The following is a 13,426-nucleotide window of genomic DNA, read 5'->3' as shown; positions in this document are numbered from 1 at the left end:
CGCGCGGAGCGCGCTCACCCCGTCCGCGCCACCACGGCCTGCACCGCCCGCTGCCACGCCTCCCAGGCCGCATCGGCCGCGCCGCCGGCACGCTCCGCCGCCAGGCTCGCCTGGTTCAGCCGCCGCCGGGCCTCCTCCCGCTCCGCGCCGGTGCGGTCCTCCACCGCCGCGCGGGCGCGGCTCAGCACCGCTTCCGCCGCCACGTATTGCCGGATGGCGCCGCGCGCCGCCTCCAGCAGCCGGCGCGCCTCGGCCAGGCCCTCCGTCACCCCCTGCAGCCCGTCGCGGCCGGGCGCATCGGCCGGCAGCCTTTCCAGTACCGCCCGCAGCGCCTCCAGCGTGCCGGGCCCGCCCGGCAGGCGGCGCTGCTCGCGCTCCACATCCACCTCCCGCCAGCGCAGCAGGATCGGGTCGCCCAACCCGGCATCCCATAGCGGCACCTCCTGCCGCCCCTCCCGCTCGAAGACGAAGCGCAGCGTGGTCGGCGTGCCCTCCAGCACCGCCTCATGCCGCAGGCCGAAATCCCCCTCCGCCGCCACCGGGAAGCGCGGCGTCGCGCCCGGCCGGCGGGGCAGGTCCACCACCAGCCGGCCGCGCGCTCCGCGCGGGTCGATGGCCAGCGCCACCTCCTCCCGCCGCTGCGTACCGATGACGACGACGCCGCGGCGGAACTCGACCTTCGCCGGCCGCTCGCCGCTCGCCGTCGCGCTGTTCAGCAGCACGTCGCGGTCGCGGGCGAAGGCCAGCAGCCGCGTCTCGCCCGGCGCCACCGCGCGGATCTCGGCATCGCCCAGATAGGCGCCGGACTCCGCCCCATCCGCGCCGTACACGGCGGCCAGCCCATCCGGCAGCACGCTGCTGCCGGTGTTGCGCAGCCGGACCGCGTTCAGCGGGTTGCGGGCATGCACATCCTGCACCCACCACAGCCGCTCGGCCGGCAGGGTGGCGTCGAGGAAAGGCAGGTTCGCCGTCTCACCCGCCCGCAGCGCCACCGGCGCCGGCAGGGTGAAGGCCACCCGCCCGGCCGAGGCGCTGGCGCTCGCCGCCGGCAGCGCCGCCACATCCTCCGCGAAGCCCGGCGCCGCCGGCGGCGGGGGGGCCGCGGCAGCCGCGGCCGGCGGCGCGGCCCGCATGGCCCGGGCCGGCCGTTCCGCCTGGGCCTCCGGCACCGGCCGCGCGCCGGTATCGGCGGCAACCACCACCTGCTCCGCCGCCCGCACCGGCAGCTCCGGCCGCGCCACCCGGATGGGGGCATAGAGCGCCTGGCGATAGGCCGCCGGATTGCCGGAGACGAGGGCCAGCCGCACCCCGTCCCAATCCGCGCCGGAGCGGTTCTCCACCACCGCCCAGCCCTGCAGCCGGGCTTCCCCGCCGCCCGCCGGCACCAGCAGCCGCCAGCTCGGCTTCCACAGCGGCGCGGCGGCGACATAGGCGAAGCCCACCTCCCGCGCCGCCCCGGCGCCGCGCAGGCGGATCTCCACCTGCCGCTCATCCGCGCTGCGGCTGGCGGCCATCGCCTCCGCCGCCCGGGCGATGCGGGCAGCGAGGGCGGCATCGGTCAGCCTTACCTCCTCCCCCTCCCGCAGCAGCAGCAGCCGCAGCCCCTGCGGGGTGAGGAGGGAGAGGCGCAGCCCGCCCTCCGCCTCCTCCGCATCGGCGATGCGGCCGGTGGTGCCGCCGGCCTCCACCGCCTGGCCGCGCAGCGCCCGCAGCACCGCCGCACGGTTCTCGAAATCGCCGGGGCGGAGCGGCAGGCCGCGGAAGGCCTCCGCCTCCAGATCCTGGGCCGGCAGGCGGAGGGCTTCGACGGCGCCGCCGGGATCGCGCAGCACCAGGGATTTCAGGATGTCGTCCACATCCTCGACCGGGGCGCGGAAGGTGATGCTGGCAGCCGGCGCCAGGGTGCCGGCACGCTCGATCTGGATCAGCCCGGCATTGGAGAGGGTGACGGCACGCACCGGCAACTCCTCCGCCCGCGCCGCCGGGGCAAGGGGCGTGGCCAAGGGGATGGCCAAGGGGATGGCAAGCCAGGCAAGCAGCAGGGCAGGGCGCATCGGAGCCTCGGGAAAGGGGAGGGGCGCAGGGTAGCGGCAAATGCGGCGGCAAGGCGGCGCCGACCCCGGCCCGTGAGAGAAAGCGAGATGCTCAGCCCCCGGCTTCATCCAGCAATTGCCGCAGCTCCTCGGCCGGGCGCGGCACCGGCTTCCCCCGCACGCCATGCGCCGCCAGCCATTGCCCCAGCGCCGCCTGCGCCGCCGGCCGCATCGCCCTCTCCTGCCAATCCGCCGGCAAGCCGTCCAGGCGAAAGGCCGCCCGGAGCCCAAGGCCGGAAACCAGACAACTCTGCCCATCCGCCGAAACGCGGAGATTGATCGTCATTCCAGAACATTCTCTGGGTACGCGACATAGGGGCATGGAAGCGCGGCGGAGGTGAGGCGGTGCGGCGCAGGCTCTGGTCACGATTGCGGGAGTGTATGCGTCGTGATGGAGCACGCGTCGCGACGGCGCGGGAGCGGTGCGGTTTCCCTTGCCTTGGCTGGCGCCACGGGCGCAGCCTGCCACGAGGCCGGTCCATGCTGGCCGCGACGCCAGCGACTCCACCGGCCCCCGGAGGAGGACGGGCATGGTCATCGGATCCATTCTGAAGGTGAAAGGCGACACGGTCATCACCGTGCGGCCGGAGGACAGCATCCTCGACGTCGCCCGCACCCTCACCACCCATCGGATCGGCGCCGCGCTGGTGCGGGATGCCGCGGGCCGGCTGCGTGGCATCATCAGCGAGCGGGACATCGTCCGCGGCATGGCCGGGCACGGCCCCGGCACCACCGGCCTGCCTGCCTCCCAGTTCATGACGCGGGAGCTGGTGACGGTGCGGCGGGAAACGCTGGTGACGGAGGCGCTGGCGCTGATGACGCAGCGCCGCGTCCGCCATCTGCCGGTGCTGGACGGGGCCGGCGCGCTGCACGGCCTGGTCTCGATCGGCGACCTGGTGAAGGCGCGGATCGAGGCGGCGGAGCAGGAGGCGGAGGCGCTGAAGGATTACGTCGTCTCGGCCGGCTGAACGGGAGCCGTTCGGCCAGGCCGGGACAGGCTGGCGCCGAGTTTCATGTTCAGGGCCGGATCGCGCCCGCCGGGTCCGGTCAGCGCGAAACCGCCCTAGCTTATGGATTGTAGAGCAGATCGCCGTGGTGCTGCCCCATGCACCTTCGGCAATGCGCTGGACCTGGCGCACTACGACCGAACCCGCGACGCAAAACTCTCACCGGGGCCGGGGGGGTGGTCCGTCTCCCGGCGGGGTGCAGGGCAGCGCCCCCCGCCCTTGCCCGCAACGGCCGGGAAACGGCATGCTCCCGCCGAAACGAGGGGAGGACCGCCATGCGTCCCGGCCGCCGCCATCTGCCGCTGCTCGCCGCCGCCCTGCTGCCCGGCGCCGCCCGCGCCCAGGCCCGCTGGCAGATGGCCACCCCCTATGCCGAGGGCAGCTACCACACCCGCAACATCCGTGAATTCCTCGAGGAGGTGCAGCAGGCCACCGCCGGCCGCCTGCAGGTGCAGGCGCATATCAATGGCAGCCTGCTGCCCATGCCGCAGATCAAGCGCGGGGTGCAGCAGGGCCAGGTGCAGCTCGGCGAGATCCTGCTCTCCGCCTATGCCAATGAGGACCCGTTCTTCGACGTGGATGCGGTGCCGCAGCTCGTCACCGGCTTCGCCGAGGCGCGGAAGCTGCACCGCCTGGCCAACCCCTATGTGCAGGCCCGCTTCGCCCGCCAGGGGCTGGAGGTGCTGTTCTGCGTGCCCTGGCCGCCGGCCGGCTTCTATACCAATGCGCCGCTCGCCTCGGTGGAGGCGTTTCGCGGCATGAAGATGCGCACCTTCAACACCATGACGCAGCGCTTCGCCCAACTCGTCGGCGCCGTACCTACCCTGGTGCAGCTCGCGGAAGTGGCGCAGGCCTTCGCCACGGGGGTGGTGAACACCATGGTCACCTCCGCCGCCGGCGGGGTCGATACCTCCGCCTGGGACTATGCCCGGATCTTCACCCCGGTCGGCTTCTCCATGACCAAGACCGCCATCTTCGTGCAGCGACGGGCGCTGGAGGCGCTGCCCGAGGCCGACCGGCAGGCGGTGCGGGAGGCCGCCGCCCGGGCCGAGGCACGCGGCTACCGCCTGGCCGAGGCCGCGACCGGCGCCACCGAGGCGAAGCTCGCCGAGCGCGGCATGCGGATCGAACAGCCGAGCCGGCGCTGCTCGCCGGCCTGGCCGAGGTGAGCAAGGTGATGACCGAGGAGTGGATCGCCCGGGCCGGCGAGGACGGGCGAAAGTTGGTGGCAGCCTATCGCGCCGGCTGATCGCCCGCCCGCACGCCCCGCCGTCACGGCAGGGCGCCGGGCGGGCCTGCCACTGGGCCGTTCCGCGCACGCGAAATTGCCCGGAACCGCCCCTGAAAACTCCACATCCCCGGTCGTTTCCCTGGCATGAAGCCTCGCCCCACCTGGCCCTCCGGCTCCCATCCTGCAGGCGGCCGCGCCGCCTGCCGGCCGGCGCCCGCAGCGGTACGGCGCCATGCCGCCGGCTGAGCCCTTCCGCGCGGCGGATTTCCTGACCGGCGGCGGCCGGATGGGGGAGGCGATGCGCCGGCATGACTGGGCGGTAACGCCGCTCGGCCCGCCAGAGGAATGGCCTCAGGCGCTGCGGGTCGCGGTCAGCATGATGCTCGGCTCCGGCTTCCCCGCCTGCATCATCTGGGGGCCGCATCTCGTCACCCTGTACAATGATGCCTTCCGCCCCATCCTCGGCGCCAAGCCGGAAGCGCTGGGCCGGCCCTTCAACGAGGTGTGGCAGGAAGCCTGGGCCTCGATCGGCCCGATCGCCGCCCGGGCGATGGCGGGGGAAGCCACCTTCATCGAGGATTTCCCCCTCACCATCGAGCGCAGCGGCTACCCCGAGCAGGCCTTCTTCACCTTCTGCTACAGCCCGATCCGGGATGGCGCGGGCCGGGTGGCCGGCATCCTCGATACGGTCATCGAGACCACCGGCAAGGTGCAGGCGGAGCGCAACCAGGCCTTCCTGCTGAAGCTGGAAGCCGCCCTGTGGGAGGCGACGGAGCCGGAGGCGCTGGGCCGGCGGGCGGTGGAACTGCTGGGCCGCCAGCTCGCCACCGCGCGCGCCTGCTATGGCGAGGTGGATACGGCCGGGGAATTGCTCGCCATCGCCGCGGAATGGCGCGCGGCGGGCGGGCCCGGCCAGGTGGGAGAGGCAAGGCGCCTGGCCGGGTTCGGCCCTGCCGCCGTCGCGGAATTGCGCGCCGGCCGCAGCCTCGCCGTGGTGGATTGCCTGGCGGACCCGCGCACCGCGGGGGCGGAGCCGGCCTGGGCCGGCCTCGGCTGCCGGGCGATGGTCGCGGTGCCGCTGGTCCGGGCCGGCCGCCTCCGCGCCGTGCTGAGCCTGCAGGAGCCGCGGCCGCGGCGCTGGACCCCGGCCGAGATCCGGCTGGCCCAGGCGACGGCGGAGCGGAGCTGGGCGGCGCTGGAACGGGCCCGGGCGGAGGCGGCGCTGCGCGCCAGCGAGGCGCGCTTCCGGGCAATGGCCGATGCCGTGCCGCAGATGGTCTGGATCACCGATGCGGCGGGGAACGGCACCTTCGTCAACCAGCACTGGTTCGACTACACGGGGTCCGAGGCCGTCGCCTCGACGCTGCCGGAGGCGATCGCCCGCTTCCTGCACCCCGAGGATGCGGCATGCACCTTGGAATTGTTCGAAGCGGCGCGGCGGCACGGGACCACCTTCCTGTCCGAGCACCGCATCCGCGGCCGCGACGGCCGCTACCGCTGGTTTCTGGCCCGGGCGGAGCCGCAGCGCGACCCGCGCAGCGGCGAGATCCTCGCCTGGTACGGCGCTTCCGTGGACGTCCATGACCGCATGCAGGCCGAGGCGGCGCTGCGGGAGCGGGAGGAGAGGCTGCGGCTGGTGGTGGAGAATGCGCGCGACTACGCCATTTTCACCGCCGATGCCGAGGGCAGGATCGATACCTGGTTCGGCGGCGCGGCGCGGATCTTCGGCTGGGAGGCGGCGGAAGCGATCGGCCGGCACATCGCCCTGACCTTCACCCCGGAGGATCAGGCGGAAGGCGTGCCGGCGCGCGAGCTGGAGACGGCGCGGCGGGAGGGGGTGGCGCCGGATATCCGCTGGCACCAGCGCCGGGACGGTTCGCTGGTCTTCATCGAGGGCTCGACCGCGGCGCTGCGCGGCGCCGATGGCAGCGTGCGCGGCTTCCTCAAGATCGGCCAGGATGTGACGGAGCGGCGGGCGGCGGCGGAGCGGCAGCGGCTGCTGGCGCGGGAGGTGGACCACCGCGCCAAGAATGCGCTGGCCGTGGTGCAGACCATGCTGCGGCTGACCCGGGCGCGGGACGTGCCGGCCTTCGCCCGGGCGGTGGAAGGCCGCGTCGCCGCCCTGGCCCGGGCCCAGACCCTGCTGGCGGAGAAGCGGTGGAACGGTGCGTCGCTGCGCGCCATGCTGCGCGGCGAGCTGGCGCCCTTCCTGGCCGGCCAGCGTGCCGATCTGGAGGGCCCGGCCCTGGTGCTGCCCCCCGGCAAGGCCCAGCCCCTGGCCATGGTAATCCATGAGCTGGCGACGAATGCGGTGAAGCATGGCGCGCTTTCGGTGCCGGCTGGCCGGGTGGCGGTGACCTGGCAGGCGGAGGGCGGGACAGCCGGGCGGCTGCACCTGCGCTGGGCGGAAAGCGGCGGGCCGCCGCTGGCCGGGCCGCCGCGCCAGCGCGGCTTCGGCTCCCGCGTGCTGGAGAGGGTGGTGCGCGGCCAGCTTGGCGGCGAGGTGCGGTTGGATTGGGCCCCTTCCGGCCTGGTCTGCGAGCTGGAGATCCCCTTCGGCGCCGGGCGGGCGGAGGAGCCGGGCGAGCTGGACGCGCTGGAATGAGGCCGGCCGGCCTTAGGACGGGGTCCGGGAAGGCTTCGCCCCTCGCCGGAGGCAGAGGGCGAAGCCCCACCGCGGCACGGCGTTTGCCCTTCGCTCCCAGCCCATAACGATGTCCCCGGAGTTTCCCCGCATGTTCCTGCTGACCCGCCGCACCGCCCTGCTCGCGCCCGGCCTGGCGGCACCCGCCCTGCTGGCCGGCCCCGGCGCCCACGCCCAGGTCAGGTGGCAGATGGCCACCGCCTATCCGGACGGCAATTTCCATACCCGCAACATCCGCGAATTCGTCGGCGAGGTGGAGCAGGCGACCGGCGGCCGGCTCAGCATCACGGTGCACAGCAACGCCGCGCTGCTGCCCATGCCGCAGATCAAGCGTGGCGTGCAGACCGGCCAGGTGCAGCTCGGCGAGATCCTGCTGACCGCCTATTCCAACGAGGACCCGTTCTTCGACGCCGATGCGGTGCCCTTCCTGGTGCCGGATTTCGACGGCGCCCGCCGGCTGCTGGAATTGCAGCGGCCCTTCATCGAGGCACGCTTCGCCCGCCAGGGCGTCTCGCTGCTCTACAGCGTCGCCTGGCCGGCGGCGGGCTTCTACACCCAGGTGCCGATCACCAGCCTGGATGTCTTCAAGGGCAGCCGCTTCCGCACCTTCAGCCCGATGACCAACCGCTTCGCCGCGCTGATCCAGGCCAGCCCGGTGCTGGTGCAGCAGGCGGAACTCGCCCAGGCCTTCGCCACCGGCATCGCCACCGCCATGGTCACCAGCGCGCAGACCGGCGTGGACACCAGCGCCTGGGACTATGCGAAGGTCTTCACGCCCGCGACCTTCTCCATGACCAAGAACGCCGTCCTCATCTCCCGCCGCGCGCTGGACGGGCTGGCCCCGGCGGACAAGGCGGCGCTGCTGGCGGCGGCGAGGAAGGCCGAGGATCGCGGCTGGGGCTACGCGCGGGAAGCGCAGACCAGCACGGAGCACCGCCTGGCCGAGAAGGGCCTGACCATGGGCACCCTGCCGCCCGATGTCATGGCCGGGCTGCAGCAGATCAGCGCCATCATGGTGGAGGAATGGGTCCAGCGCGCCGGCGAGGATGGCCGCAAGCTGGTGGATGCGCTGAAGGCGCGCTGAGCCTGCGGGGACCCGCCGCCGCGGCATGCGCGCTGCGGCGATGAGGCCCTGACCGGCAAAGCGGCAGGCTTTGCCCGCCGCGCGGGCAGGGCGTGGCTGCCGGCCCCGTGTGACGGCCCCGCCCCCCTTGCGCCGCCTGGAAGCGGCGGCGCAATGTCCGGGCGACGGAGAAAGACCAGGGGGGCTTCCTGCATGATCCTCACCCGCCGCGGCCTGCTTGCGGCCGGCGCTGCCTGCGCCAGCATTGCTCCCGCCGTCGCGCAGGTGCGCTGGCAGGCGGCCTGCGCCTATCCGGACGGCAATTACCACACCCGCAACCTGAAGATGTTCCTGGAGGAGGTGGCGCAGATCACCGGCATCCAGACGCAGATGCACACCAACGGCTCCCTGCTGCCGCTGCCGCAGATCAAGCGTGGGGTGCAGACCGGCCAGGTGCAGCTCGGCGAGATCCTGATCAGCGCCTATGGCAATGAGGATCCCTTCTTCGAGATCGACAGCATCCCGCAGCTCGTCACCTCCACGGCGATGGCGCGGAAGCTGCGCGCCCTGGCCAAGCCCTATGTGGAGGCACGCTTCGCCCGCCAGGGGCTGACGGTGCTGTACGAGGTGCCCTGGCCGCCCTCCGGCCTCTACACCAACGCGCCGGTGCCGAGCCTGGAAACCCTGCGCGGCACCCGCATGCGCACCTTCAACGTCATGACCAACCGCTTCGCGACGCTGGTCGGCGCCTCTCCCACCCTGGTGCAGTCGGCGGAGATTCCGCAGGCCTTCGCCACCGGCGTGGTGAATGTGATGGTCACCAGCGCGCAGACCGGCGTGGACAGCCAGGCCTGGGATTACTGCAAGATCTTCACCCCCATCGGCTTCACCCGCACGATGAACACCATCTTCATGCAGCGCCGCACGCTGGAAGCCCTGCCGGCGGCGCAGCAGCAGGCGATCCGCGCCGCCGCGGCGAAGGCGGAGCTGCGCGGCTGGCAGATGTCCGACGAGGCGGCGACCGAGCTGCAGGCCATGCTCGGCAGCCGCGGCATGACCATCGCGACGCCGACGCCTGAATTGCTGGCTGGGCTCGCCACAGTCGGCAACACCATCGCCGAGGAATGGGTGGGCCGTGCCGGCGAGGATGGCCGGAAGGCGCTCGACGCCTACAAGGCCGGCTGAGATGCGGCGGCTGCTGGATGCGCTCTACGCCGCAGGCGCGGGGCTCGCGGCGCTCTCCCTGCTGGCGATCTTCCTGGTGATGATGGCGCAGGTGGTGCTGCGGGAGATGCAGATGCAATTCCCTGCCGCCGACGACATCAGCGCCTATCTCTGCGTCAGCACCACCTTCTTCGCGCTGGCCGCCACCTTCAAGCGGGGCGAGCTGATCCGCGTCGGCATGCTGCTGGAAAAGCTGGGCCCGGGACCGCGGCGCTGGGCGGAAGCCGGGGTGCTGCTGCTGGCCGCGGCGCTGCTGGCCTACATCACCCGCTGGGTCTTCCAGGACATGATGTTCAGCTATGAGATCGAGGAGGTGGCGCAGGGCACCGTGCCCATCCCCCTCTGGATCCCGAAGATCGCCATGCCCGCCGGCTCCGCCCTGCTCCTCATCGCGGTGCTGGACGAGCTGGTGACGGTGCTGCGCGGGCAGAAGCCCGGCTATGTGGTGGCGGCGGAGGAACGCGCCGCCGCCGGCGATTTCTCGGCGGAGGTCTGAACGGTGGATCTGCTGACCTTCGCTCTGCTGCTGCTCGTGCTGCTCTGCCTGCTGCTCGGCGCCGGGCTCTGGATCTCCATGTCGCTGGCGGCCGTCGGCTATGTGGCGATGACCTTCGTGCATCCCTCGCCTGGCCTCTTCCTCGCCTCCGCCTTCTGGGAGAGCACCGGGTCCTGGACACTGGCCGCCCTGCCGATGTTCGTCTGGATGGGCGAGATCCTGTTCCGCACCAAGCTCTCGGAGGAGCTGTTCAACGGCCTCTCCCCCTGGGTGCGGCGCATCCCGGGGGGCTTGCTCCATGTGAACATCCTCGCCTGCGGCATCTTCGGCAGCGTCTCTGGCTCCTCCGCGGCGACCTGCGCCACGGTCTCGAAGATCGCGCTGCCGGAGCTGAAGAAGCGCGGCTACAGCGAGAGCGTGGCGATCGGCTCGCTCGCCACCTCCGGCACCCTCGGCATCCTCATCCCGCCCTCCATCATCATGGTGGTCTATGCGGTGGCGGCGGAGGTTTCGATCATCCGCGTCTTCATCGCCGGCTGCCTGCCCGGGCTGCTGGTGATGCTGCTGTTCAGCGCCTACATCGCGATCTGGGCGAAGCTGAACCCGGACAAGCAGCCGCCGCCGGAGCCGCGCCTCTCCTTCGGGGAGAAGATGCGGGCCAGCGCCCAGCTCATCCCCTGCGCCCTGCTCATCATCGCCACCATCGGCTCCATGTTCGTCGGCTGGGCGACGGCGACGGAGGCGGCGGCCTTCGGCGTGCTCGGCAGCCTGATCCTCGCCGCGGTGACGGGGGTGCTGACCTGGCAGAGCTTCCTCGACAGCCTGCGCGGCGCCACCCGGCTTTCCTGCATGATCATGTTCATCCTCGCCGGCGCCGCCTTCCTCACCAAGGCGATGGCGCTGACCGGCATCCCGGCGGCGCTGGCCCAGGGCGCGGCCTCGCTGAACCTCGGCCCCTATGGACTGATCGCCATCCTCACCGTGGTCTATGTGCTGCTGGGGACGGCGCTCGACGGCGTCTCGATGATCGTGCTCACCACCTCCATCGTCATCCCGCTGGTGCAGCATGCGGGGTTCGACCTGGTGTGGTTCGGCATCTTCATCGTGCTGCTGGTGGAGATTGCGGAAATCACGCCGCCGGTCGGCTTCAACCTCTTCGTCATGCAGACCATGACGGGGAAGGAGCAGACCGAGGTGGCGATGGCCAGCCTGCCCTTCTTCCTGATGCTGGTGCTGACGGTGGTGCTCTGCACCCTGTTCCCCGTTACCCTCGTCACCGGCTTGCCGGACTGGCTGCTCTCACGATAGTTCCCCATGGAGCGCTGCGCGCCTCCATGGGAGCCCCGGATCTGCTGAGGGCACAGGCGGCGCCTGTTCCGACGGGGGAAGCCCCTGCGGCACTTCCCGCAGCCCGGCTGGAGCGTGATCGGGTAAGGTCGAATCGACTGAAACCGTGAATCACGCGACCCGACAATGAGCCGGAGCGAACGGGTGGGCGAAGCTCACCCGCCGATCCCATTCCAGAGCGGATTCACCTCGCCTGTGCTCGGCGAACCCGCTCCAGCCCTTTGTTTGATCGCATTTTCCGAGTCCGCCGGCGATTCCGCCCGGCTTGAAAAATGCTCTAGTGTCCCGATTCCGCAATCCTGCGGACTTCGTTCTCGGGCCACTAGCTCTTGTTTCCAGTGGCCTGCTTGTCCGCTGCGTTCGCTGGAAATCCAGCGAACTTCGCGGGCAGGACACTAGCGCGGCGCGGAGGGCGTGCTGCTGCCGGGCGCCACGGTGCCGCCAGTCCCGGGGGTCGGCGTGGTCGGGCTCTGACCCGGGTTGTAACTCGGGGCCGGGCTGCCGCCGGTGGCGGGCGCCGGCGCCGCCGGGCTGCCGGTCTCGGCCGGCGCAGCCATGCCGCCGCCCATATAGGCACGGTCGCGCTCGGCGCGCGCCGCGGTCCGGCCCTCGCCGCCGCCGCCGATGTTGAGCGCCTGGCGGGTCGGCGCGTTCAGCCGGCCCGTGGCCTCCAGGTTGTTGGCCTGCTGGAAGGCGGTGAGCGCCTCCTGGGTCCTTGGCCCCCAGACGCCATCGGCCGTGCCGGCATTGAAGCCGCGGCTGTTCAGCGCCTCCTGCGCCTGCCGGACCGTGCCGCTGGCCGAGCCGCCGCGATGGCGGCCGGAGGAGCCTTCCTGCACGCCCGGCACCCGGGTTTCCGGGTTGCTCCAGGGCGGGGTGCCGAGGTTGACGTCGCGCGGCGAGGTCGCCGCGCCGGTGATGGCGCCGGCGCCGCCGCCGATGGCCGCCCCGGCCAGCGCGCCTACCGGCCCGCCAAAGGCGCCGATGCCCGCCCCGGTCGCGGCGCCCGCCGCCGCGCCGCCCGTGGTCCGGTCCTCGCTGTTGCTGCCGCAGGCGCCGAGCGCGAGGGCAAGAGTCGCCGCACCGACCAATTTCCAGCTCATCGTCCTGGCCTCCATTGCTGCCGGTCGGGCGTCGCGCCCGTCCCACGGCCTCCGGAACGTCCGTGGGCCGGTCTGGTTGCGGCGGGCCGGGCCTCAGGCCATGGGCGCCGGCCAGTCCGGGCGGTCGAAACGCTGAATTTCCAGCAGGTAACCGGCCGGATCGCGGAAGAAGAAATGGGTGATGCCGTGCGGGCTGCGGCTCGGCGGGGCTTCCGGCCGCACCCCCTGCGCCAGCAACCAGGCGTGCCATTCCTCCACCGCCTCGCTCACCAGCGTCAGCAGCGCCCCGCCCTCGCGGCGCGGGTCGGTCACCTCCCGCGCCCCGCGCGCCGGGCAGATGCCGAGGAAGCCGCGCCGCCCGGCCACCGCGAAGATCGCGACATCCCCCTGGTCCTGCACCAGCGGCAGGCGCAGCACCTCCGCATAGAAACGGCGGCAAGCAGCGGGGTCCGCGGCGTAGAGGAAGGTGATCTGCTGGGTGAATTCCGGGGGCGGCATGACGCAGCTTCCCCGGCTGCGGCGGCGCTCGCAAGGCCGTGCGGTGGCGGCGCGGAACCGCCCTGGTCTAGGCTCGTCTCCCCGGCTGGAGGCGCCTGCCCATGCAATCACCCATTCCGTTCCGCGAACCCGCCTGGCTGCGCGAGTTCAAGGCCTTCATCATGCGCGGCTCGGTGGTGGACCTCGCGGTCGGCATCGTGGTCGGCGCCGCCTTCACCACCATCGTCACCTCCTTCGTCGAGGACATCATCAACCCCATCATCGGCCTGGCCATCGGCGGCGTGGATTTCTCCAACATCTTCCTGGTGCTGAGCGGGGAGCGGCAGCCCTCCCTGGCCGCGACGCGGCAGGGCGGGGCGGCGGTGATCGCCATCGGCAGCTTCATCAACACCATCATCAAATTCCTGATCGTCTCCTTCGCCATCTTCTGGGTGGTGAAGGCGCTCTCCACCCTGCGGCTGAACGAGCTGGGCAAGGCCCCGCCGCCGGCGGAGACGCCGACCGAGAAGCTGCTGGCCGAAATCCGCGACGAGCTGAAGGCGCAGCGCGCGCCGAAGTGACGCGAGCGACGGGCGGATCGCCCGGCATGGCGGGTGCGGGCTGTTCCGTTGACGGCATGCCGGCCCGGCAGGGGCTCCTCCCCCTGCACCCCGCCAGGGGCTCTGCCCCTGGACCCCGCCGGGGACCGGACCCCGGTCCGAGTTTGCGATCCGACGGTTG

General features: G+C 72.4%; 12 protein-coding genes. 8 read left to right on the top strand and 4 right to left on the bottom strand.

Annotated features, from left to right (window positions below):
• Positions 1-14: 14 nt before the first annotated feature.
• Positions 15-2,054, bottom strand: coding sequence for a DUF4139 domain-containing protein (locus tag E5N76_RS25570; protein WP_149540511.1), 2,040 nt, complete (start codon positions 2,052-2,054; stop codon positions 15-17).
• Positions 2,055-2,145: 91 nt separating this feature from the next.
• Positions 2,146-2,379, bottom strand: coding sequence for a hypothetical protein (locus tag E5N76_RS25565; protein WP_149540509.1), 234 nt, complete (start codon positions 2,377-2,379; stop codon positions 2,146-2,148).
• A gap of 244 nt (positions 2,380-2,623) precedes the next feature.
• On the opposite strand from E5N76_RS25565, the gene E5N76_RS25560 reads away from it, so the two are divergent.
• The 7 genes from E5N76_RS25560 (at position 2,624) to E5N76_RS25530 (ending at position 11,066) form a co-directional block, all read left to right on the top strand.
• On the top strand, positions 2,624-3,061 hold the full coding sequence (locus E5N76_RS25560) for a CBS domain-containing protein (protein WP_149540507.1): 438 nt from the start codon (positions 2,624-2,626) through the stop codon (positions 3,059-3,061).
• 314 nt (positions 3,062-3,375) lie between these two features.
• Positions 3,376-4,269, top strand: a complete 894-nt coding sequence (locus tag E5N76_RS25555; RefSeq protein WP_235907884.1) for a TRAP transporter substrate-binding protein — start codon at positions 3,376-3,378, stop codon at positions 4,267-4,269.
• Positions 4,270-4,563: 294 nt separating this feature from the next.
• On the top strand, positions 4,564-6,936 hold the full coding sequence (locus E5N76_RS25550; RefSeq protein WP_149540505.1) for a PAS domain S-box protein: 2,373 nt from the start codon (positions 4,564-4,566) through the stop codon (positions 6,934-6,936).
• 130 nt (positions 6,937-7,066) lie between these two features.
• Positions 7,067-8,059 (top strand): TRAP transporter substrate-binding protein, encoded by a 993-nt coding sequence (locus tag E5N76_RS25545; protein WP_149540503.1) that lies wholly within the window; start codon positions 7,067-7,069, stop codon positions 8,057-8,059.
• A 192-nt stretch (positions 8,060-8,251) separates the two neighbouring features.
• The gene (locus E5N76_RS25540; protein WP_149540501.1) at positions 8,252-9,223 is read left to right on the top strand and encodes a TRAP transporter substrate-binding protein; all 972 of its coding nucleotides are present in this window, start codon (positions 8,252-8,254) and stop codon (positions 9,221-9,223) included.
• 1 nt (position 9,224) lies between these two features.
• The gene (locus E5N76_RS25535) at positions 9,225-9,758 is read left to right on the top strand and encodes a TRAP transporter small permease (RefSeq protein WP_187830400.1); all 534 of its coding nucleotides are present in this window, start codon (positions 9,225-9,227) and stop codon (positions 9,756-9,758) included.
• A 3-nt stretch (positions 9,759-9,761) separates the two neighbouring features.
• Entirely contained in the window at positions 9,762-11,066 is a 1,305-nt protein-coding gene (locus tag E5N76_RS25530) for a TRAP transporter large permease (protein ID WP_149540497.1), read from the top strand.
• 434 nt (positions 11,067-11,500) lie between these two features.
• On the opposite strand, the gene E5N76_RS29860 is transcribed toward E5N76_RS25530, so the two are convergent.
• Positions 11,501-12,208 (bottom strand): peptidoglycan-binding domain-containing protein, encoded by a 708-nt coding sequence (locus E5N76_RS29860; RefSeq protein WP_207792111.1) that lies wholly within the window; start codon positions 12,206-12,208, stop codon positions 11,501-11,503.
• A gap of 93 nt (positions 12,209-12,301) precedes the next feature.
• Entirely contained in the window at positions 12,302-12,706 is a 405-nt protein-coding gene (locus E5N76_RS25520; protein ID WP_149540495.1) for a VOC family protein, read from the bottom strand.
• 101 nt (positions 12,707-12,807) lie between these two features.
• On the opposite strand from E5N76_RS25520, the gene mscL reads away from it, so the two are divergent.
• On the top strand, positions 12,808-13,266 hold the full coding sequence (gene mscL / locus E5N76_RS25515) for a large conductance mechanosensitive channel protein MscL (protein WP_149540493.1): 459 nt from the start codon (positions 12,808-12,810) through the stop codon (positions 13,264-13,266).
• Positions 13,267-13,426: the final 160 nt, after the last annotated feature.

The organism is Siccirubricoccus phaeus (assembly GCF_008360935.1).
GTDB lineage: Bacteria > Pseudomonadota > Alphaproteobacteria > Acetobacterales > Acetobacteraceae > Siccirubricoccus > Siccirubricoccus phaeus.
The sequence above is the reverse complement of the archived record's forward strand: the minus strand, read 5'-3'. Positions and strand labels throughout refer to the sequence as shown.